At 72.7% G+C, this 24,682-nt stretch carries 1 protein-coding gene (cut by both window edges); it reads right to left on the minus strand.

All 24,682 nt of this window come from inside a single coding sequence — locus L2C96_RS16395, hypothetical protein (protein WP_237336811.1), on the minus strand. Of the gene's 52,917 coding nucleotides, 14,793 precede the window and 13,442 follow it; the stretch shown corresponds to coding positions 14,794-39,475, spanning codon 4,932 (complete) through codon 13,159 (partial); the first complete codon in reading order (the gene reads right to left) occupies positions 24,680 to 24,682. Both codon boundaries (start and stop) fall beyond the window edges.

Genomic DNA, 24,682 nt, shown 5'->3' on the forward strand with positions numbered 1-24,682 from the left:
CCAGCTCCGCCGCGGCCCGCTCGTCCTCGGGCGTTCCGCGGCCGGCCGCGATCGTCTCGGCCAGCTCGATCAGCCGTCGCTCCCGCTCGACCGACACGCGCCTGGCCTCTTCCGCCACCCTGGCCGCCTCCTCGGACGCGGCCTTCGTGGTCTTGACCGCTTCTTCGGCGTCCCGCTGGGCGGCCCGGGCCCGCTCGGCCGCCGCGGTCTTCTCCGCGACCTCATCCGCGGCGGCCTCCTTCACGGCCTTGGCGGCCTTCTCCGCCGCCGCCTTGGCCTTGGCGGCGGCCTCGACGGCGCTCTTGTGCGCGGCGACGGCCTGTTCCGCGCGGACTTCGTCGGCGGTGAGCAGCCGGGCGTCCTCGATTCCCGGCCGGGTGCGGATGCGGTCCCGCATCTGGATGGCGCCCTCGTGGAGCATCCGCCCCGGATCGTCGGGCACGTACTCGGGATCCGCCTGACTGGCGGGCAGGAAGCGGCGGATCTCGGCGCCGAGCTTCCGGTTCAGCTCGGCCGCGGAACCCATGAGCCGCAGGGAATCCTCGGCCATCGCCGTCCGCGCGCCCGTGCCGACCAGCGCCTTGAAGCCCTGGCGTTCCCGGACCGCGTCCTCCCACAGCTTCCGGGCCAGCGCCAGGTACTTGAAGTTCAGGTAGCGCGAGCTCACCATGCCGCCGCGGCCACCGGCGCTGGAGCCGATCGAGGACCCGAGCATGTTCCAGCCGCCCGTCGCGGCGGCGAACCCGGCGGTGATCAGGACCTCCAGGGGGTAGGTCCCGTACAGCTCAGTGATCAGGGACCGCAGCGGCGGCTGGAGCCACAGCTGTCCCGCCTTGATGACCACGTCGACCAGCTGCTCGGAGACCGCCGCGCGGATCGCGGCGTCGCCGGCGCGGTATACGTCGGGCGAGATGCCGATCCAGTACCGCAGCTCGGTGGAGGGCACGTCGCCGCCCTTGAGCAGCTGGTACGACCGGTCGAACCGGCCGACCTCGAGCGAGACCTTGACGTGCTCCCCGGTCGGCATCGTGAACATCAGCGTGCCGGCGTCCTGCACGGCCACGGTGCCGGCGTCGCGGTGGGCGATGCGCTCGTCGGACCAGCGCACGTCGGTCAGCTTCGCGAACGTCTCGATCAGATCTTCCCGGCCGCGCAGGTGAGTCCGCGGGAAGTCGTTGTCCACGAGCTGCTGGGCGATCTCGCCACCGACGGTGCTGAGCTTGTTCTGGAAGTCGGCCGCCTCGTTCCCGGTGAGCGGCTCCGGCTTGCTCGGCGGGGCGGTCTCCGGGACGCTGCGGACGGCGGCCAGGTCGGCCATCGGGCGCAGCTCCTCGGCGGCCTCGTGCTTGCCCTCCTCGAGCGAGTCGGCGGTCGGGCCGATGCCACCGCGCATCATGAACGCGCGCTGCCGCCGCATCTCGTTGGCGGCCTCGGTCTGCTTGCCCGTCGCCGTGACGTAGGACCACGGGGCGAACAACCCGGCCCACGCGAAGTAGAACAACCGGCCCAGCAGGTACAGCGCGCTCACGCCCAGACCGGAGAGCAGCCCCGCGGCGGTGCCGACCACGATGCCGATGAGGTTGCCGCCCTGCGCCAGCATCGTGGTCCGCGCCTCGATGCCCGCCGACGGGTTCTGCGACCGGAAGGCGGCGACCTCCCGCAGCACCAACCGGTGCAGGGCCTCCTTGGCCGCCTCCGGGTCGGCGTCCGGCCGGACGGCGACGACCAGCTGCCCGCCCTCGACCCAGTAGACCGGGATCAGCGCTGGCAGCGGTAGGTCGAGGCCCGCCGTCGGGTCGTGCCCGAGCCGGCTGATGAACTTCGCGAGGTCGGCTTCGCTCTCGATGCGTTCACCGGGGTGGTTCTGCTCGATCCAGGCCGCCTTGCCGTGGAAGCGGAACTGCTCCGCCAGCGGGTGATCGCCGGCGCGAATCTGCTCGGCGGTGGGACCGACGTTGATCTGCATGGTGAAGCCGGACCGGAAGACGCGCCCGCCGCGGGTCTTGTCCGTGCCCGAGTACCACACGACCTTGACGATGTTGTGGAACGACGGCTCGCCGACGGCCACCATGTCCGGCGGCGCCTGCTCCTCGACCGGCACGTACAGGCCCTTGATCGGGAACTCGTTGACCTGCGTCAGCTTGATGTTGTAGAGCCGATCGCCGAAGACGCCCTTGACCTCGGAGTTGCCGAAGGTGCCCTGCAGGACCTCCTTCATGACGGCGGCCCAGGCGCCCGCGGGGTGCTCGTCCGCCTGGGCGAGCTGCGCGAGCAACCGCACCCCGGCGGGACGCACGCGGCCACGGAACCGGCGGTGGCTGATCATGACCTCTTCGATCAGCTTGAACCGGTGGTCGCTGCGGGCGAGCGCGACGCTGAGGCCCAGCCCGTGGTCGGTGGCGGCGGCGTCGCCGCTGACGAGGCGCCGGAGCTCCTCCTCGACCGCCGCCAGCTCCGCCCCCAGCTGGCGGAGCGCCGGGTCGGCGTGCTGGGCCAGCGCGGCGAAGTCCGCCGCGCGACGGCCCTCGTGACCCTGCTCGCGCAGGGCCCGCACGATCGCGTCGTGCTGGCCGAGCAGTTCGACCAGGTGCTCGATGGCCGCCAGATCCCGCTCGGCCACGGTCGATGCCGTCTGCCGCCCGAGTCCTTCGACGTCCGCGCGGAAGACCCTGGACCGGTCCTCGGCCGGGTCGATGTCCTCGCCGTGCGCGGCGAGGCGGGGGTGCTCCTCGTGGATCTGCTCCAGGGACTCGGTTTCCCGGACCAGTTCGCCGAGTGCGACCTCGAACGGCCTGCGCAGCTCGTCGACGCGCCGGAGCTCGGTCTCCAGCTCGCGTGCGGCCTCGCGCGCGTACAGGTCCGCGAGAGCCGGCGTCACCGTTTCGCCGCCCAGCACCGGCAGCGGCCCGTTCGCGGCTTCCGCGGCCCGCGCCTCTTCGGCGAGTTCGGTCCACGCCGTGAGCCCGTCGAGCGCGGTGTGCGCGAAGGTCAGCTGCTCCTGCTGGTCCTCCCAGCGCGTCCGCACCAGGTCGAGGGCCCCGGTCAGGCGCTGGTACCGGCGGGTGAGGGCGACTTCGGCGCGGCTCTCTCCCGGTTCGTGCCGCCGGGCCAGCTCGGCCACCTGGCCCCGCAGCTCGTTGACGCGCTCCCCGATGGCTTCCAGCAGCTTCGTCATCGGTTCCGCGAGTTCGTCGGCGAGCGCGATCGCGGCGGCCGGCCCTTCCTCGGCGGCCTCCCGGAGCCGCTGTTCCGCCTGCACCAGCCCGCCGGATCCGCGCTGGTGGGCGTCGACGAGCGTGAGCAGGTCCTGCAGCCGGGCCCGCACCTGGCGGTCGTCGCGGAAGTCCGGCTCGGTCACCGGCGCCGCGGGGGTGGCGGGCACGAGCGCGGTCAGCTCGGCGGCCACGTCCATTTGCGCGTACCCGTGGGTGACGGCGGCGCCCGGGATCTGCCCGGTGAGCCAGGCGGCGAAGGTCGCGCCGTGGGCGTGCAGCGCCGCCCGGATGCGGTCGCGCACCGCTGGGGACACCTCGGCGCCGCCGCTTCCGCCGGAGAAGAAGCGGTGCAGCATGGCGTCCGCGTCGCGGCTGAGTTCCGCCTGGCGAGCGCGCGGGAGGCGCTCGATCTCGGCGAGCGCGGCCGGCACGAAGTCGGCGTCCGAGCCGGGGAGCAGCGCGTGCGCGGTCAGCCCGTCGGGCAGGCTGTGGAACGCGTCGCCGATGGCGGTGGGGTCGGCTTCCGCGAACTGGCGGCGCTGCGCGGCAGTGACGAAGTGGTCGCCCAGCACCATCAGCGCGGCGACCTCCCGCAGCCGCAGCAGGTCCGCCTGCGTCAGGTCGGCGGGGATGCCGGCCCGCTCCAGCCACTCGGTGAAGGCCGCCGTGTCGTCCGCGCGGAAACCGAACCAGGGCGCGGCGTCCGCGATCGACCGCGCAACCACCTGCGGCGGAGTCGCGTTGAGCGCCGCGGTCAGCCCGGTGCCCAGGTCATCCGGCCAGCGCTGCGCCAGCTGGGTCAGGTACTCGGCGCCGTGGATGTGCGCGGCCCGCACGGCCTGCGGCAGGAGGTCACCGAAGGTGCGGTGCAGCGCGGGCAGGTCGAGGTCCCGGCCCAGCAGCGCGTAGGCGTTGTCCGCGTGCTCGACGGTCTCCCGCAGGACGTCGAACGGCACCGACGGCGTCGGGCGGGCCGGCACGGCGGGGATTTCGGCGCCCTGCCACGCCGGATCGAACCGGTTGAAGGTGAACCCGCGCTCGACGCGCCGCACGTTCCACGGGGCCACCTCGGTCGGCGCGGGTGGCCGCGGCACGGGCCGCTCGGCCAGCATCTCGCGGGTTCGCGTGCTCAGCCGCTCCAGCTTGACCTGCTCGAAGTCGAGTCCCGCCGGCAACGCCCGCCGGATCTCGTCCTCGAGCGCGAGCATGTCGGCCAGCGTGGTGAGCTGACGGCCGGCACGCTGCTGGGCCATGACCTCGAGCACGGCCAGCCGGCCGACCACCTCAGCCGACGGAACCGGGAGCTTGCGCCGCCGCAATCCGCGGAACAGCCGCTCCGCGGGCAGTTCCTCCAGTTCGTGACGGGACTTGCCGATCTGGAAGGCGATCTCCCGCGCGGTCACTTCCGGGGTCAGTCCCGCCGCGACCGCGATCCGGATCGCGGGGCCACCCCGGCCGCCTGGTTCCAGTCTCGACGCGGACCTGGCGCCGCCGAGTTCGCCGTCGTCCCCGATGACCACCTCGGCCGGAACGCTGCCGACGTGGAACCGGACGCGGCCGCTGCCCTCCTCGTCGATCCTGACGCGCGGCAGGCCGGCACGCACGGACTGCATCGCGGGGGCCAGCACTTCACCGGCGCTCGTGTCCACGACGCGAGCGGAGATCACGACCCGGCCGTCCTCACGTGACGTGGTGATCTCCAGCCGCCCTCGCCGCGCGGGCGGTGCCGGGTCCAGGTCGCGCGTGCCGGTGGTGATCCGCACCTCCGATCCCGGAGGCAGCGTGGCGCCGAGCTTCTCCAGCTGGTACCAGCTGAGCTGCCGGGTCGGCCAGTGTTCCATGTGGACGGTTACCGGGTCACGGGTGGCGGCCGGGGCGCCGGCGGCCTCGGCCCGGTGGACCGCGAGCCGCTCCTGAGCGTGCTGCAGCTCGTAGGTGTGGTCGTTCGGCCGGGCGGAGAGACGCTTGACCGCCTCGGTGTAGGCCGCCACGTAAGCCGCCGCGTCGGTGGCGCCCTTGCGCGCGGTCACCGTCACCCCCGGCTCGCCGGTCAGCACGATCTCGGTGGCGCCGAGGGTGACGAGGAGGTCGACGAGATCGCCTGCCTCGTTGCGCACCTTGCTCGCCGGGAAGGTCACGGCGCTCTGCTCGGCGGCCCGTGCCCGGAACAGGCCGCCGTCGCGGAGGGCTTCGAACGCGGCCACGATCTCGCCCGTGGACGGTGGGTGCGAGACCGCCTGCAGGCCGTCGATCGTGACCTCGGCGAAGGAGCCGCGTGCCGGGGCCGCGGGGGCGATGTCCCGTCGCGACTCGGGCCAGGTCAGATGCCGGGCGGACAGGACGACATCGGCGGGGCCGGGGGCCGGCAACGCGGACGCCTCGCCGACCAGCAGGCGCGGGCCCTCGGCTCGCGGCACGGCGGGGAACTCGCGCGGCAGCGCGGCGACGAGCCGGCGGTCGCCGGAATCCGACGTCTCCGCGTGCACGCGCAAGAACCACTCGCCGAACGCCGCACGCGCCTCCGCGATGAGGTCCGCGTCGGTGTCCGGGCCGAAGGCGACCACGACGCGGCCGTCGCTGTACAGCAGACGTGCCACGCGGGCCGCGGCCGCGCCCATGCCGCCGGTGACCGGATCGCGGGCGAGCCGGTCCAGGACGATCTCGTCGTACTGCGCCGAGTCCGCCACCTCGTCCAAGCGCCGTGCGTCGAGCGTCCCTGTCCACGGGGTCTCGGCGTGCCACGGCAGCCCGGGTTCGTCCATCTGCGCCCGCGGTTGCTCGTACCGCCCGTCCGCGGCGAACTCCAGCGCGAGCAGCCCGGTGGCGCCCACCGCCGCGATATCTGCGGGCGACGGGAAGCGCTCCGTGCCGAACGGGTGCTCGGCGGCGCGGCGGAGGACCTCGTCCGCCCGCGCGACCTCACCACGCAGGACCTCGGCCAGGTGGGCGCGTACGGCGTCCTGGTCTCCCCGCAGCTCGGAAGGGGTCAGCCGGTGGCCCCGCACGCGACGCTCGACGTCCTTGACCGTCTCGGTGTCCCAGCGCTTGGCGCCCTCGACGCGGGCGAGCAGGTCGGTCACGACGGCGCGCCGTTCCCGCAACAGCTCCACGACCTCCGCGGCGTCCCGGCGGCCCTGGTCGTCGGCGGCCCAGCCATGGGCGCCCGGCTCGAACCGCTTGACGCCGGTAATGGCACGCGAGGGCAGGTGATCGAGGTCGAAGCCGGCGCCGCGCAGGGCGTTCTCGATGACGGCGCGGTCGGCGTTCCGGCCGGTGGTGATCGACACGGTCGATCCGACCGGCAGCGCCGCACCTGCCGCGCGGAGGACCTCACCGGTCAGGTCCGCGTGGTCCCACCGTTCGATCCGCAGCCGCACCGGCGGCCGCGGCTCCACGGTCTGCGCGGCGGCCGCCGCCTGGTGCCGGGCGTGCTCCGCGTGGGCGTGCTCGAGCATCGCCCGCAGCCGCGCGTCGTCGCTCCGCGAAAGCTCCGCTTCGATCCGGTCGATCGCCGTGGCGTAGACCTGGGCGTAGCCGGACGCGTCGGAGGGACCCTTGACCATGTGCACCGCGACGGTGTCGGTCCAGAGGCCGGTGAACGTCAGGTCGGTCGCGCCGAGCGAGACCGCCGCGGCGACCAGGTCGCCGGCGTGCGGCGCGAGGTCCGCACTCGTGACCATCGACACCCGGCCGCCCTCCGGCACGGCCTCGAAGGCGTTGGGCAGCGCCCCGATCGCCGGGCCGGTGAAGGCGTCGATCTGCACACCCTCGAAGTGGACGGCGTCGAACTCACCCACGGGCAGCGGGTTCGCCGCGGCATCAGGCTGGGTCACGGCGTCGGTGTTCACCGCGAGGTCGCCCGGGCCCGGGGGCGGCGTGCCGGGCGCGCGATCGCCCCCGATCACAAGCCGGTTCCCGGCCGGGATGTCCGGGTCCACCGGCCGTGCGCGCTTCGCCCAGCCGACGAGACGTCCGTCGCCCCAGTCGTCGATCTCGGCGCCGATCTCACCGAAGTACCACTCCAGGGCGGCGCGGATCTCCGCCACGGGAGCGCCGCGTTCGACCTCGACCACGAGACGTCCGTCGTGACGCAGCGAGCGCCAGGCCGCGCCGACGACCTCGGCGACGCCACCGGTCGCCGGCTCCGGCCGGACGCCGCGCAGCACGATCTCCGGGGCGGGCTCCCCGCGTGTCGATCGCACGGCGTCGGCGGTGGCGTCGTCGACCACCAGCTGTCCGGACGGCGCCGGCCGCGGACCCGGCGCGGTGCCCGGATCGTCACCACCGTCGTCCCGGGACAGGTCCTGGAACGCGGCCCACGTGCCTGCGGCGCGCAGGACGTCCTCGCCCGGCCAGGGATCGGTGTAACCGTGCAGCAGGACCGGTGCACCCACCTCGACGACGTCGTTCGGAGACGGGAATCCGGTGGTGCCGAACTCGTGCTCTGCTGCCCGGAGCAGCACGGTGTCGGCATCCCGTACCGCGAGCCGCAGCCGGTCGGCGTGCAGCGGGCCGTGCTCGGTCTGGAACGGGCTGCCCTGCCCGAGCGCTCGGGCCATCGCGTCGCGCTGCTCGCGCAGGTGTGCCAGTGCCCGCGCGGCGTCCTGCCTGCCGCGCTTCCCCGGGTGCCAGCCGTACCCGGCCTTGGCGAGGTCGACGCCACGGTGCCCGCTCACCTCGTGCAGGAGATGGGTGAGACCGGCCTCGCGGTAGTTCGCCACCAGAATCTGGTTCACCTGCGAGGTTCGCTCCGAGTACCGGCGAGCATCAGGAGAGTCCGGGTTGCGGTGCTCGGCCCACATCCGGCCGTCCGGCTCGCGGTGCAGGCGCACCTGCAACGTCGCGTCGTCCGCGTTGCCGCGGCCGATCGCGAAGGTCAGCGTGACGGTGTCCCGGCCGGCGGCGCTGACGGTGGCCAAGTCGGCGAGCCGGACCTCCCGGCTGGTCAGGTCGATGTAGGGGAACCAGCCGCGCACCGTCTGCTCGATGTCCGGCGCCCATTGTCCGCGGTGCGGGAAGAACCCGGCGATGCCGTCCGGCCGCTCACCCGGCTCCGGCGCGGGGGCGCCCTGGAGCGGCACGTCCATCGGCGACCGGGCGTATCCGCGGAGGACGGCCTTGTCGGTGCTCGTCTCCAGGGTGACCTGGACACCCGCGGTGTCCAGGATCGTCCGGATCACGGCCACCGGAGCGGCGGCGGACGTGCTGATGTGGACGGTCGACCCCGCCGGCAGTGCCTCAGCCAGCTGGGCGAGCGTCTCGCTCGTCAGGTCCCGGTGGTTCCAGTGGTCCAGGCGCAGCTCGATCGGGCCAGGGCGCCGTCCCGTCGCGGTGTGGGCGGCGAGCCGCTCGCGCGCGTGCGCCAGCGCGTCCCGCAGCTCGGCCGGGGCGTCCACGTTCGCCGCTCCTGCCGCTTCGAGGCGCCGCACCGCTTCGGTGTACACCCGCGCGTAATCGGGGTCCTGGCCCTCGGCGAACCGGCTGGGTCGGCCGTCGAGCTGTTCGATGGCGGGGCCGCCCTTGCGGGCCGTGATCGCAACGCCCACATCCCCGGTCGCGGTGATCGAGACGGCCCCCGAAGCGATCAGCGCGCGCATCAGATCGGGCAGGTGCGGAGCGACCCGGACGCCACCCGTGATCGTCAGCGTGCCGTCCGTGCGCACAGCCGACATCCCGTTCGCCACCGCCGCGATCGCCGGCCCGGTGAACACCGCCGGCGGCAGGTCCTCCAACAAGACCTGGGCGAACTCGCCGTCCGGCACGGTGCGCGCGATGTCCGCCCCGGCGGTGAACACCGGCCCGGGTCCGGGTGCGGTCAGGACCGGGCGGCCGCGCGGCACCCAGGCGACGATCTGCCGCGCGCCGTCGGAAGCCCGCTCTTCGCGGGTGCGGGCGAACCACTTGCCCAGGCTGTCCCGCAGCTCGCTGACGTACTCCGGCGCCGCTGTGTCCGGGATGCGCACGACGAGCCTGCCCTCGGCGCTGAGCAGGTGCCACGCCTCCCCGGCCGTCCGGCCGAACCCGCCGGTCCGCTCGTGCCGGGGCAGCTCGCCGAGGACGATTTCGTCGTGCACAACGTCGCGGCGCTGCAGCACCAGGTCCGCGCCGGTCGCGAGTTCCAGCACGGCCACCGGCCCCGGCCGCCACGACGGTTCCCGCGCGGGCGCGGTCAGGTCCTCGCGGAAGCGGAGCGACGCCGGCTCGGTCAGGGCGGCCCGGCCGGGCGCGCCGAGCTCGGCGATCTCCCGCGGCGTCGGGTAACCCGCCGTCGCGTACTCGTTCGCATCCGCGCGGCGCAGCACGTCCTCGACGGCCGCGATTTGGCTCTGCAACGCCCCGGCGTCCGGCACGCCGTGACGGCGGAGAGTCTGTTCGACGCCTGCCCGCGCCCCGAGCGCGAGCTGGCGGTCCAACCGTGCGGCACTGTCGCGCAGGGTGCCGAGCTTCTCGGAGAGTGCGCCGATGACTTCGCCTGCGGCGTTCCGCCCGGAGGCGCCCGGTGCCCAGTCCTGGCCCGCCAGCGCCCTGGCCACGGCCGTCTCGCCCGCGGCGAACTCGTCCACAGAGGACACGCCCCACTCGCGGTAGCGCTCGCGCAGGAACTCGTCCAGAGCCGTGGCGGCCGGCGAATCGGCGAGGTGGTCGTGCCGCGCCCGGAGCGTGTCGCCGTCCCAGAAGAAGGTGCGCAGGGCGACGAACTCTTCGTCGGCGGAGGCGAAGCGGAGGTGGACCGAGTTCTCGTCGGTGCGAGCGTCCGCGAGGTGAACTTCAGCGCCGGCGAAGGTGGTTTCCCGTACCAGGCGGGCGAACCCGCGACCGGCGTCCGCAGAGGACAGTGGCGTGCCGGGGCGCGGAACGAAGTCACCGATCCCCACCGGCGCCGGCACCACGGGCTGCACGAGGTTGGGCAGCAGCCGCAGGGCGTGGGTCATCGTCTTGCCCAGGAGCACGGTGCGGTGGGCGGCATCGGCCGGCATCCACGGCAGCTTCACCTCGGCGAGACCGTCGTCCCCTGGCGGGTACAGGCGTGGCCGCGGCGCGTCCGGATCGACCGTCACCCGGGCGCGGAAGGTGTTGCCCTGCGGGTCGGTGAACTGCCACACGCCCTGCTCGTCCTGCTCACCGTGGCGGTTGCGCATCCAGGCGCCCAGCGCCTCGGCGAATCCGTCCTCCGGGTCGGCCGCCTGGTCGACGTTCCAGGGACGTCCCAGGACGTGGTGCGGCCGTTCCCGGAACGGGACGACCTCGGGTTCCCCGAAGACGTTTCCCTCACCCGGGGTCTCGCCCGGCGCGGAGTGGTAGGCGAACGCGCCACCAGCGAGGCCGCCGGGGTCGCGGCCGGTACGCGGCGCCGGAACCGGCGCGGTGTCGGTGTCGACGCGCCCGGTGCCGAACGGGTCGTCACCGCGGTGCACGGTCCGCGCCGGGCGGGCCGGGCCCTGCGCCGGCCCATCCCCGCGGTCCGCGGTCCGAGCCGGACCACCGGCCTCCGCCGGACTATCGCCGCGGTGCACGGTCCGCGCCGGGCGGGCCGGGCCCTGTGCCGGGTCGCGACGGGTGCCCGGGCCGGTCGCCGGGCCGCGCGACGCGCGCCGGGCGTGCTCGGCCAGCTTCTCCGCGTCGCCCTCGCGAAGGTTCTCCGCGACCTTGGCGGCGAGCGTGGACCGTTCGGCCGGGGTGGCGGGCTCGGGCTGGTGGGAGAGGCGGCTGACAGCGTCCAGGCCTCGCCGGACCCGTCCCCACGACAGCTGGGTGCCGTCGCCGAGCGCGGTCGCGGCGATCTCCGGCCGCTCCGCCCGCTCCGGCGAGTCGCCCTCGTACCGGGTGTGCACGGCCGGCTTGAACCGCTCGATCGCCCGGAACCTCGCCCACGCGCCGCGGGCGAGGTAGATCGCCGGGCCGGCGAGTGCGAACGCCCCGGTCGCCGCCAGCACCACCGGATTGGTGGTGATCATCGACGCGCCGATCGCGGTCAGGGCGCTCTGCGCGAAGAACATCGCGCCGGGACCGAGCTTGGCGCCGACCCGGCCCTCCTTGCGCTCGATCTTGAAGCCGATCTGGGTCAGTTTCGCGGTGGCCGCGGTGAGGCTGGTCGCGACGACGGCATTGAGCCAGTTCCCTTCCGCGATGTACTGCACGGTGAGCGCCGCGTTGCCCAGGGTCAGCAACGGGAACGCCAACAGGTTCTGGAGCTTGCGCATGCCCGGCCGCGCCACCGGGTCGTACTGCGCCCAGATGCCGGGCACCGCGGTGATCGCGAAGAACAGCGAGGACGGCACGTAGGCCAGCGACACCCACGCGGCCAGCCCCACCGTGTGCAACCCCTGGTACAGCTGGTTCAGCCCGTTCACCAGCCACGTCAGTGCCGTGACCACGTGCGAACCGCGGCCGAAGAAGCCGGCGGTCGGGTTCATCCGGTTCATCGAGTCGGCCGTGGCGCCGATGATCCGGTTGACGTAATCCTTGAGCTGGGAGAACTTCATGTTCGCCCAGACCCGCCTGCTCTGCGCGGTCACGCCGTCCGGAAGTCTGAAGTGGACGGTCACGATGTAGTCGATCAGCATCTGCTTGACCCGCTGCTCGAACTGCGTGACGACGCGCTCGACGATGTGCGCGAACCGCTCGCGGAGGTTCTTCCCGCCCGGCGCGATGTCGTTGACCATCAGCTGCCGGGTCATCTTCATGAGCCGGTGCACCGACTCGACGTCGACGCGCTCCCGCTCCATCATCGACTCGACAGTGACGCGGAGGTCCTGCCCGTGCGCGACCTTCAGGTTCGACAGCAGCGACCGCGTGACGAACGCCAAACCCGCGATCGCGGTGGCCGAGCCGACGATCGCCGCGGGCACGGCACCGACCACGACGGCGGTGGCCGCGGCCGCGGTCCCTGCCGTGACGGTCGTCCAGCCGACCAGGCCGCGGTTGCGCCAGTACTTGTGCAGCTTCCGCTGCGTCTCCTCGGTCGCGAGGCGCTGCTCCTCGGTCCTGGTGACGTCGCCGAACACCTTGCCGACGAACTTCCGCCGGTCCTCCGGGCTCAGGTCTTCCGCCGCCTGCAACGCGAAGTGCGCGGCGATCAGCGCCTCCACCGGCGTCTTCGAGCCGTCCCGCTCCACGGGCTCGAGCCGGTTGCGGTTGCGCAGCTGGGCCCAGCGCTCGGCCACCGTCCGGCGGATCTGCGACCGCATGTCGCGCACGACCTGCCCGGCGGCCTCCGTACGCCGGAAGTCGCCGTAGGCGATCCGGTAGGCCTGAATCGACGACTGGATCTGCGGGTTCTCGCGCCAGATCCCATCCCGGGTGCCGGCCGGACCGGCCGCCTGGCCTTCGCGCGGGCGGAAGCCCTGGTCCCACAGCTCCTGCGCGCGGGCGTGGAAGGCCTGCCGCACCTCCTCGGGCGCGTCGGCCATGGTGTCCAACCAGGCGTCGCGGTGGTCGGAGTAGTACTCGTCGACGAACCGCTGGCTGCGGTCGTCCGGGGTTTCGGCCTGCCGCGCGTCGGACCCGTCGCCCATGCCGACACCGGGGCCGACGGCCTGGTCGGGGTGCGGCACGAACCCCTTTTCGACGAGCTCGGCAGCCTTGCGGTGGAAACCCTCCTGGACGTGCTGCGGGTAGTTCGACAGCAGCTCCACCCAGGCGTTGTGGTGCCGGGAGAAGTACTCGTCGACGAACCGCTGGCTCGCGTCCCGCTCGGCCTCGTTCATCACCCGGACGTAGTTGCCGCCGCGCATCTTCGCGACGATCGCCTCCCCGTCCGGGAAGCGCTGCATGATCGCCCGGTAGACCGGCTCCATCTCGGTGGAGTGCCGGTCCAGCTGGGTGCTGGGCATCATGCTGATGCCGTCCGACCCGAAGATCAGCCGGTCCTGGTACTTCACCGCGAACTCGATGAACCGCTCGAACACCGCGGGGTCGTCGCGCATGTACTGGCCGAGCGGCGTCCACGAGAAGTCGTAGTGCAGGCCGGGGACCAGCTGCATCATCCGGTCGAGCATGTCGATGTGCTCGGGGGTCAGGTGGGTCCAGTTCCCGACGCCGAGGTGCGCCCAGATGATCCGGTTGTCCCGGAACTCGGGGTGGTGCTTCATCAGCGCCATCATCGGGATCAGGCCGCGCTCGTCCGGCTCGCCCGCCCGGAACAGCCCGTTCAGGTCGACGGTGGCGAACCCGTTGTCCTTGTGCAGCAGGAAGGTCTGGCCCGTCATCCGGTTCCCGCGCAGCTTCGACAGCAGGTGCGGGTTGAACATTCCAGGCACCTCCGCGGGCAGGCTCGCCGCCATCTCCGGATGCCCGGCCGCGCGCAGCAGGTACCGCAGGGTGTCACCGTTGCGCACCAAGTGCTCCAGGTAGTCGGCCTGGTCCACGGGCGAGGTCACGGACTGGGAGTCGCCGACCAGCGCCCGGGCCTCCTCGGCCGCGGTGCCGGTCAGCCTGCCCTCGGCCAGGTCCTTCTTGACCTGCACGGCGGCGGCGACGGACAGCTTCAGCTGGTTGATCCACCGGGGGTTGTAGGTGGTGTTGGCTTCGTCGCCGAGGAGCTGCTTGATGGCCTCCTTGTCGTCGGTCTGCTCGGCGCCGAGGTAGGCGAACTCGGCCATCAGCATGGTCAGGTCGTAGCCCTCGGCGCCGGTGATGTCCCAGCGGGTGCCGACCAGGCCCACGTCGGCCCGCCACCGCACGTCCTCGGACATCTCGCGGTACATCTTGAGCATCAGCGCGTCGGCGAGCTTGCCCTGCAGTTCCAGGACGTTCTTCTTGTCGATCAGGCCCGCGCGCAGCGAGTGGACCAGGCCGTAGTAGGTCGCGCCACTGGCCGCGGCGAGACCGAACGCCCGCTCGCGGATCGCCGAGTACAGGATCCGCCCGAGGTCGCCGCGCGCCGCCCGGTAGCGCAACTGCCGCTCGGCGAGGCTCATCTTCGGCTCCTGCTTGAGCCACTCGAGCAGCTGCTTCATCCGGGTCTTGGCTTCTTCGGTGTTCTCCCGGCCCGCCCCCAGGTACTGGTTGTCCAGCGCGTAGCTGAGCAGGTGGTGGTGCACGTCGCTGATGTCGCGGGTGGACAGGCGGTTGGTGAACATCGCCAGCGCCGTGTCCATCGACGTGCCCAGGTCGAGCAGCTGCTGCAGGGCGTCCGGCGAGTTCGGGTCGATCGCCTCGACCTGCGCGATGAGCCCGTCGATGTCGATCAGCGCCTGCGTGCCGAGGAACCGGCGGCCGAGCTTGGCCAGCAGGCCGCGGCCCTCGAGGTAGCGGTCGACGTACGGCAGGCTGTATCGCGACTCCGTCTCGGCTCGGCCGGAGGCGACCACTCGCCCGGTGATCTCGCTGACCTCGGCGTCGGTCAGGCCGGTGCGGTGCGCGATCTCGACGAGCCGGACCCCGTCGTCGGCGGCGGCGTTGACCGCCGGGCGCAGTGCGTTCACGTATTGCTCGTGCGCGGCGTCCCGCTCACGCTCGGCAGCCAGGTAGGCGTCGATCGCCCGGTCCAGCTCGGCCTGCGCGGCGCGGACGGAGTTCGCGGCCTGGCGCAGCACTTCGGCCCGGTTGCCCCGGAACGGCAGCTCGGCGTCGGCGGCCTGGCTCGCGGTGACGTACCGCACCGGGAGGTTGAGGGCGTTGGCCACCACCTGCGCGGCGCCGGGCGAGTCGCCCTCGTTGCGCAGCAGGCCCGGCACCCAGCCACGGCGTTCGTTGAGCCGCGACCGCGCCTGGCGCAGGTCCGCCGCGGCCGCGCGGTATCGCCGCTCCGCGGCGCGGCGAGCCGGTTCGTTGGCCCGCACGGCACGGGAGAGATCGCGGCGGGTGCCCACCAGGTCGCTCGCGCGGAACCGGCGCACCCCGTAGGTGATCTTGTTCGTGCGGTGGTCGAACTCTCGCGGTGTGAAGCCGGGCCGCCTGCTCGCGTCGAGGATGCGAGCGAGCGCCTGGGAAGTCGCGTTCCGCGCGGCCCAGTCCGGCAGGCCGTCGTCGATCGCGTCCTGGCGGACCCGTTCCAGTTCGCGGACGCCGCCGTCACGCTCCCGGGTCCACCGCTGCTCGGCCTCGACCATGCGGTTGCCGGCGTTCTCGGCCGCCACCAGGAGGCGATCACGGTGGTCGGCGACCAGCCGCACGGTGTCCGCGGCGTCCTGCCCGATGATCTCGCGCGCGATCTTCGGCGGCGGCTCGACCACGCGCGCGTTCGGGAGCACCTTCGCCGGTTCGACGATGCGCGCCTCGATCTCCGCGCGGGGAAGGTCGTACGCCGTCTCCAGGGCGTCGAGCACCCGGCCGTCGTTGAGCGGGACGCCGAGCAGGTCGGACAGCCGCTGCGCGACCCACGGCAGGTAGGACTCGTCGTCCTCGATCGCGTTCAGCGCGGCCAGGTGCGCCTGCTGCGCGCGGAGGAATTCCGCGTGCGCCTCGCCGACCCGGTCGGCGATCCCGTCCACCGCGGTGCGCAGCGGCTCTGCCTGCGGGAACAGCGCGGTGAGGTCCATCGACCGGATGCCGAACTCCGCAGGCAGCGCCGGGTCGGCGGGGATCGCGGGCAGCAGGTCCGCCTGGCTGTCCGGCGCGGTCGCCGCGCGGGGCGGCGGCGGGTCCCCCAGCCCGAGCGCGGCGTGCCGGTACCCGAGGACGTTTCGCAGCCCGTCGGCGACCATGCGGACCTGGGTCGCCTGCGTGGCGCCCGGCGGCACCTCGACGACGTAGGGCCGGTGGTCGCCGACCGCGACCCGCAGCCGCGGGGCGTCGATGCCCTCGACGGTCCGGAACTCGACGCGGAAGGGCCTCCCGCCGGAGTCGGTGGCCCGGACGGTGACCGTGCCGGTTTCCGGGCCCGCCGTGACGAGCAGGTCGCGAGCCGAGCTCCCCAGGCTCGCCCGCGCCACCCCGCGCTCGGCCACCGCGGCCGGGATGGCTTCGCCCCGCTCGTGCGAGAACCGGACCGCGTCCGGGGTGTTGAGCTGCGCCCGGAAGCGGGACAGGGTGATCTGCAGGACCGCGTCGGCGACGACCGCGGGCAGCGTGTCACCGAGCGCCGCCAGGGGCAGCTGGATGTCGTAAGTGTTGCCGGTCCGCAGCCCGAACGTGTCGTCGCGCGGTGGGACGCCGTCGCGCAGGTCCTGGAAGTACGGCCACACCTCGCTGCCTTCGCGGACCACGACGGTGAAGGGCCGCTGGTCGCCGTAGGCGATCTGGAGGTGGACCTCGCCCGCGTCGACGCGGGTCGCGGTGACCTGAACGGGGTGCCCGGCCATCCGGGCGACGACGGTTTCGGCGAGTGTCCGCATCGGACCGTCGCTGCCGTCGCCCTGGCGGATCCAGGCGGGAGCAACGGGTTCCACGACGGGCGCGGGACGGGACCGGATCTCGGCCGGCGCCGGCGACTGGATCTCCTGCGGGCCGGGCCGCAACGGCTCGGCCTCGGCGAGCGCCCATTCGGCGGCGAGGCTGCGCAGCTCGGCGGTGATCATCTGAGTGCGGATCTCGTCGGTGGCGTCGCGCGGCACCGTGAACCGGGCCGTCCCGACCCAGCGGCCCTCCGGCTCCACGAAGTGCCCGTCGCCGAGGCTGATCCGAGCGCGGAACGAGCGGCCGGCGCGGTCGATCACCACGACCTCGACGTGGTCGGCCTCGCGCACGCTGGCGGCCTGGCCGCCATGGCTCCGCAGGCCGGCGTCGACGACGGCGCGTTCGACGGAGGCGTGCAGCGAGGCGATGGCGGCCTGCTGGGCCTCGTCCGGCGCCGCGGCGGGTTCCGGCGCCGCCGTCGGCAGCAGCCTGTCCAGCGCTCGCTGAGCCAGCTCCGCCGGCGTCGGACTCGGGATGGTGTGCCCGATGCTCGGCAGCAGGATCTCCGGCTCCTGCGACCGCGCTCCGACCACCGAGCGCAGGAGCCTGTTCAGGTCGCGCGCCCGACCGTCCTCGTCGGTGAACGCGGGAATCGCCATCCGTTCGACGCCGTCGTCCCGGTTGGGCAGTGTGGCGATGTACGGGTAGATCGCCGTCCGGATCTCGACGGACCGCTCCCGACCGGCCGCGCTCACGGTGATGCCGTCCGCTTCTCGCACCACGGTGAACTCGGAGTCGCTCCACCCCAGCTCGCGCATCACGGCCGCGATCTCGCCGGTGCTCACCAGCTCGGGCGCCGCGGTGAGTCCGGAAGGCAGGTTCGTGCCAAACCGCTCCTCGATGCGCCGGACCTGCTCCGTGATGTCCTCCGCCGGCGCGCGGGGCGACAGGTGGACGGACTGGATCGAGCCGTCGGCGTAGTACAGCTGGACCAGCACCAGGCCGTTGCGGACCCGCGCCATCACGTGCACCGGAGTGCCCCGGCCGGCCGGGGCACCGTCCAGGGCCATCGTCAACAGCCACTGGTCATCCGCGTTCCCTTCGGCCGGGGGCACCACCTCATCCACGTCGACGACACGCGCGGTCGACTCCACGATCTGGCGCAGCGCGTCCGCGATCCGGTCCGCCCGGCTGCCGTCCCCGGCCCACTCCGAGACCACCACCTGGTTCGATCCACCGGGTGAGGAGATGGCGAAGACGTCGGCGTCGTCCCCGGACCGGATCTCGACCCGGTGCGTCCCGCCGGCGCGGTCGCGCACCGTCAGGTCGGCCCCGTCGGTGTGTTCGGTCAGCATGAACGAGCCGTCCCGCACTCCCAGCCGGGCGAGAGCAGTCGTCACGTCCTCGACGACTCCGGTTGCCGGTGGCTCGGTCCCGAACCGCTCCTCGACAAGCCGGACCTGCTCAGCCAGCTCTTCGGCGGGCGCGATGGGCTGCAGGAACACCGTCGCGGTGCGCTGCCCGCGGTAGTGCACTCGCACCGCCACGCGATCCCCGTCGACGTGCGCACTCACGTGGACCGGGGCTCCGAGCTCCGCCGGCAGACGGTTCTCCGCCATCCGCAGCAGCCAGAGGTCCTCGTCACGCCCCAGACTCGGCTCGACGATCGGCTCTCCCCGGCTCAGGGCGAGTGTGAAGCGATCGACGTGGTCCGTTGTGGACGGGTACCGCCACCGCAGGACCTCGGTCAACAGCTCCGGCGTCCAGGTCCGCACCTCCGCCAGCTCCGCAGGCAACGCTCCCTGCAACCCCCGCACCCACTCCAGCAGAGCGAGGTGGTCCTCGATCTCGCGCTGCAACATCAAGTCCGCCGGCGATCCCTCGAACTCCGCCGCGGCCACTGCGGGGTCGGGGCGGAAGGAGGTGATGACCTCCTTCACCAAGCCCGTCGCCATCACCGCGAGCGGGTCGCCCGGTCGCAACCCCACCCGGCCCGATGCCCAGTCGTACACCGCCGCCGCACCGACGTACGGCGACAACCGCTCGTACGCCGCGCCGTCGGAGACGAACTCCGCAGCCAGACCGTCATCGGTCAGCTCGAACGCCGAAACGGCCTTCTCCTCGATCCGCCGCTCCAGCTCGGCGATCGACACACCCAGCACGTCGGCCAGCGCCCGGAGATCCCGCTTCGCGAAGTCGGCGATGTCCTGGCGCGCCCCCGCGTCCAGGGTCCCGACCACGGTCTCGGCCGGTGTCCGCACGCCGTGGAAGTCCGGGTTCGGCAACCACGTGACGGATTCGATCTCGTCCGCGAGGTCCCGGCTGACCTGCCACCAGCCGGAGATCTCGCTCAGCGGAACACCGGAGTGCAGAACGAGGTTCTGCTCCGTCGCTTCGTTCCCCTGGAGGGCGTTGGTGGCATCGACGTCGAGACCACCCGGAGCGTGATGTTCGTAGATCCACCCGCTTCGCGAACCCAGGATCCGCAGCGCGGCCACGAGGTCGCCGCCGGACACGACCAGGTGCCACGGCGTCTCGCCGCCATCCAGCCCGCGGACGTCCGCGGCGGTGGGCGTCCGGCCGCGGTTCACAGCGGTGATTCCACCGCGGGCCGCCACTTCGGCGGGGCTGAGCGTACTCACGTGATAGACCGGAGCCTGGGGATGCAGCCGGGTGCGCTGGGCGCCCGGGACCGGCTCACCACCGGGATCGCTCAGCGGCACCGTCCGCAGGTTGGCTGGCAACGGATCGCCGGGGCGAGGAGCGACGGTACCGCGCTCACGCGTCGCGCCTTGTTCGTGCTGGGCCAGTGCGCGGTTCAGTTCCCACACCCGCGCTCGGGACCCGCGGCGGCTCTCGCCGGCGATCTCGTCCGGCACGAGCCGGCCGGGAACCGGTCGGCGGTGCTCGGGGACCGCGGCGATGACGGGACCGGTCATCGCGTCGATGGTGCGCGGCACCATGTCGAGCCCCTGGCGGAGCACGAGTTCCAATGCGATCCGCCGGGCGGCGCCGTCGACTGGCACACCCGGCGTGACGACCTCGATCGGTGCTTCCTGCTCGATCCGGTCGCCGACCCGGAGCGCGCCGACCTGCAGCCACGGCCCGGTCAGCTGGTCGTCGGCCCGGAACCGCAGCGCGAATTCGAGACCGCCCGTAGTCGTGACGAGCCAGAGAACGCCGTCGTCACCGGGGTCCGGCACGGTACGCACCGACTCCACGCCCGCCACCCCCTCGGCGAACAACTCCGCGAGGGTCGAGTCGATCGCCGCCGGGTCCGCGGTGCTCTCGCCTCGCGGCCAGACCTCCGACAACGCGAGAGCGCGCCCGGGCAGCCGCACCGAGCCGTTGCTCGCGAACCGCATCACCGCGGTCCTGGCCGCCCTGCCCATCTCAGGGACGAGGGCGGACCGCACCGGGTGCTCGCTCCTGGTGCCGGCCTCCGGTGAGTAGAGACCCTGGAACCCGAGGGTGTTGATCGTGCCGTCAGGACGGGTCACGCGCACCGCGTCGGCGACACCGGAGCGCCCGTCCGTCCCCACGCCGTCGATCAAGAGCTCGACTCGACCGTGATCACCGACGTAGGCGCCCTCCGCGGTGTTCCACGTCAGCCGCGCGTCCCAGCCGGGGGCGCCGTCCTCGGTCCCGGGCACACTGACCACGAGCGACCCGGTCGTGGGATCCGGCTGAATCCAGACGACACCGGCGTCGTGGCCAGGGGACGAGTAGTACAACCACCGCCCGGACAACCGGTCCACCGCCACCGGTTCAGGCACGTGGTGCACGGCGAGCGTGGTGGCGCCGTCGAGCATCCGCTCCCACAGGCGCTTTCCGGGCGTGGGCACCTCGAGGTCGTACAGCGACGCGATCGATCCCGTGTGGACCTTCCGCGGGGTGGAGCCGACGATGTCGAACTCCCGTGCCAGACCACTGCGGTGGAGGACCTGCCAGCTGGCGTCGGGGATCACGAACGGACCGACCGGAAGCCCCGGCCCCGGATGCCAGTTGTACCGGTCGTAGACGTGCACCTGGTAGTCAACCCGGACGTCCGGGCGAGCACCGTCGGCACCCGGCACGACGGTGACGGACCCGCTCACCGCGTAGTAGAACGTGCCGACACCCAGGTACCAGTCCTGGCTCTGCTCCGCGACGGTGACCGTGTCGAACCGCTGCCACCCCGACGAGAACGTGAACCTGCCTGTCTCGCCTCGTGCCTCCGCGGCCTGGGCGAGGCGGAGCGCCTCGTAGCGCACTTGGGCCGCCGCGTTCTCGCGCAGTTGCGGGATGTCCCGGAGGAGACGGTCGGGCTCGACGATGAAATCCTCGCCGGTGTTGCCGAGGAAGTGACGCATCATCCCCGCGGCGACTGGCCTGCCGGTCAGCAACCCGCCAAGGACGATGGCGTACCCGAGGGCCTTGGTCCGGTACGCCCGAAGACTCGGCGTCTCACTGTTCCAAAGGCCCGAGCCGCCGCCCATCATGTTGGCACCCGGCGCGGGCTTGGCGGGGCGGCCGGGCAGGACGGGGCCGGCACTACCGTCCCCTTGTGCCGGTGCCACCCAATCCGGGGTCGACACGTCCACGCCGTGCATCCCGAGCGTGAGCAGGCTGTCGCGCAGCCGTGCGAGCGCATGGGCCACCGTGCCGATTTCGCCGGGCTCAGCCTCGGCGAGCGCATTGTCGAGAGCACGGGCGTCCGCCACGACCGCGTCCAGCGCCGCGCGCGCTTCGGTGGTGCGGCCGGGCTGCTCCGCCGCACGTGCGGCGGCGGTGAGCACCCTGCCCGTCAGGTCCGTTCCCCCGCCCGCTCCATGCACCGCAGCGGTGATGTCGAGGAGGTCGCCCAGCGAAACCCCGTCGAGGAACGCCGGAGCCGACGTTCCCGTGGGCAACAGCTGCATCGCGACGAGGTGCCACTTGGCGGACAGCTCGGGGCCGATGTGCCTGCCCAGTGCGGCAACCAGGTGCAGCCGCGCGAGTTCGCCGCGAGCGGGAACACGGTCCAGGAACCGCCGGTCGAGCGGACCGCCGGTCGTGTCCATCCAGGACATCAGAGCGCGCTGGGTGCGCAGGTGCTCGAGCATCGAAACGCCCGGGAACGCGTTCGCGCGCACGGTCAGTTCCGGCGCGTAGCGGAGGAACCACTCCGCGGCCCGCACCATGTTGTCGTGCAGGGCCGAGATTCCCTCGGCCGGCGCGAAGGACCGTCGCGGCCCGTGCAGCTCGGGCCAGCCACGCGCGAGCGCCACCGCGCCCGAATGCGTCCGGTACTGCTCGGAGATGTGCAGCGCGTCCGACGGGTCCCTGGTCCGGTCCAGGTAGCCGTAGGACCGCTCGACGGCATCCGCGACGTCCCGCAGAAGCTGTTCGAAGTCGTCGTTGTCGATCCAGCCCCGCGCACTGTCCCGTCCCGGTGGCGGAATGTCCTCGGTCCCGGCGGTCAGCGCCCGGTACGCGGTCATCGCCCGCAAGGCGTCCGCGATCGCCCGCTCCTGGTCCGCACGGTCCATCGCGGTCGGCAGGTCGAGCAGGTGGGTCGACGGGTCGCCGGTCGACAACCGCAACCGCGGCTCAGCGAGTTCCGCTTCCGAGCTGATCCGCAGTGCGAACTCACGACCGGCCCGGTCGACACCGGTGATCGTGACCGTGGGCGGGCTGTGCACGATCTCGACGCCGCGGAGGAACCCGTCGAGGCGAGCCTTGCCCAGGCCGCTCCGGACCACCCCGTCCCACGACTCGCGGGTCTGCCCCGGTTCCGCTCCCCGTGTCCGCTCGGCGGCAACCGGAGCGCCGCTCGTCTGGTCCTGCCCGAACTCGATCTTCATGAGGTCGGCGATCATCTCGCCCAACAGCGGCGACGACAGCTCGCCGAGCTTCGCGAGCGGCAACGAGGCCTCGAAGGTGTTCGTCGCGTCAGCAGACCGGGATGGCCTGGCCGCGATTCCGTCGCGCACGACCATGGTGAAGCTCACGTCGCCCATCGCGACGTCGAGGAGCAGGCCGACCGCCGGCTTGTCCACCAGATCGAACACGCGCGCGCGGACGCCGGCCATGCCGTCGGTGACGGCTGCGGCGACAGCCTGCGCGACGCTCCGATCCCGTCCGAGACTCGGCTCGACGACCGGAGAACCTTCCCGGATCGCGGTGGTGAACCGGTCGACATGGTCGACGGTGGACGGATACCGCCACTGCAGCACCTCGGTCAGCAGCTCCGGCGTCCAGGTCCGCACCTCCGCCAGCTCGTCCGGCAACGCTCCCTTCAGTGCCTTGACCCAGCGCAGCACGACCAGGTGATCCTGGACCTCCCGCCGCATCAGCACGTCCGCGGGTGAACCGTCCAGAGCCGTCGGCACCGTCCGGAACGAGGTGACGACTTCCTTCACCAGACCCGTCGCCATCACGGCGAGCGGGGTCCCCGGCCGCAGACCGACGCGGCCCGTCCCCCAGTCGTACACCGCCGCCGAGTCCAGGTAGGGCGACAGACGGGTCCGTGCGGCCTCGTCGTCCGGGAACGCTTCCGCCAACCCGCTTTCGCTCAACTCGAACGACGAAGCAAGCTTCTCGTCGATCCGCCGCTCGACCTCCTCGGCCGGTATGCCCAGTGCATCGGCCAGCTTCTCGACGTTCTGCTTCGCGAACGTGGACAAGTCTCGCCGGGCGCCGTCGTCGAGGGTGTCCACCACGGCTTCAGCGGGACCGGGCACCCCCCGGAAGCGGGGATTCTCGTACCAGGTGACCTGTTCCAGGAACCGGCCGGATCGCCGGGTGATCTCCCACCAGCCGGCGATCTCCTCGATCGGGACCCGGTCGTGCCGGATGCGCGTCTCCCCCGTCGCGTCATCGGTTTCCGCCTCGCCCCCGCCGGCGTGGTGCTCGTAGATCCAAACCGTCTCCACCTCATCGGCCGTCGCGACCGCCACAGCGTTCGCGAGGTCGGCGGTCGACACGAGCGGGGACTTGGTCAGCAGAGTTCGGTGGGAGTCCAGTGCACGCGGGCTCAGGTCAGTGGTGGCGACGTAGAGCGGAGTGCGCGGCCGGGTCCCGGCGTAGACGATCTCGAGGTCTTGCGGCGGTTGCTTCCGCCCACGTGCCTGCCCGATCAAGATCTCGTCGAGCCGCCACCGCCGGAGCGTCCACTCGCGGAGGCCCGTCCGCTCGCCGTCTTGTTCGCGGATCACCTCCGGGACGAGGTCACCGGGCTCCGCCAACTCCGGTCCCTTGGCTTCGGCGACCGCCGCGAGCATCGAATCGAGGGCCTGCGGCAGCAAGTCCACCGCCTGTTGCAGGATCCGCCCGAGCACGGCGCGCCGTGCGCCGCCGTCGGCGGGGAGTGCGGGAACGGCGAGTTCCATCGGAATGAGCTGCTCCACCCGCTTGGACACGCTCAGCGGAGCGACGTGCAGCCAGGCGCCGGTCTGCGTTGTCTCGGACGTGACGCGCAGCGCGAACTCGGAACCGCCGGTCAGCCGGACGAGCCAGAGCACACCGGAACCGGAGGGATCCGGGATCCGGCGTGCGCTTTCGACATCCGGCACACCCTCCCCGAACAACTCGGCGACCGTGACTTCGACGGCCCCGGCATCGCTGGTGGTGGGAGCGCCACCGGGCAGCTCGGACGTCAGCGCGACGTCGCGCCCCGGGATGCGCACCGGCTCCTGCCGTCGCCAATCGTCGCGAATCTCGTACCGGGCGACCACGTCTTCGGTGACGGCGTCACGCACGCCGACGATTCCCGAGTGCGCCGGATGCCCGTTCACCCGGAGCTGATCAGGGGTGTGGACGCCCTGGAACGCGAGAGTGCCCCGCAACCCGTCCGCGAACCGGACCCGCAAGGTGTCTGCCACTCCGTCGAGGCCGTTCGTCCGCGTGCCGTCGAGGAGCAGCTCGATCCGGCCGGCGTCGCCGACGTACGCTCGCTCTGCCTCGTCCCAGTGCAGCCGTGCGGTCCATTCGCCGTCCGGGTCGTCACCGGGACGGCTGACGAGCACGGATCGCGACGGCGCGTCGAACCGGATCCACGTGGCCGCGGTTCCGTCTTCGGAAGCGGCGTAGTGGATCCACGTGCCTGCGACCTGCTCGACCTTCTCCGGCTCGAGGGCGTGGGGCAGGACGGGGCGCAGCACGCCGTCCAGCAGGCGGTCCCAGCGGGAGGGCACGCGTCCGGCAGGCACCTCCAGGTCGTACAGCGA

This window comes from Amycolatopsis tucumanensis (assembly GCF_021654135.1).
GTDB classification, from domain to species: Bacteria; Actinomycetota; Actinomycetes; order Mycobacteriales; family Pseudonocardiaceae; genus Amycolatopsis_E; species Amycolatopsis_E tucumanensis.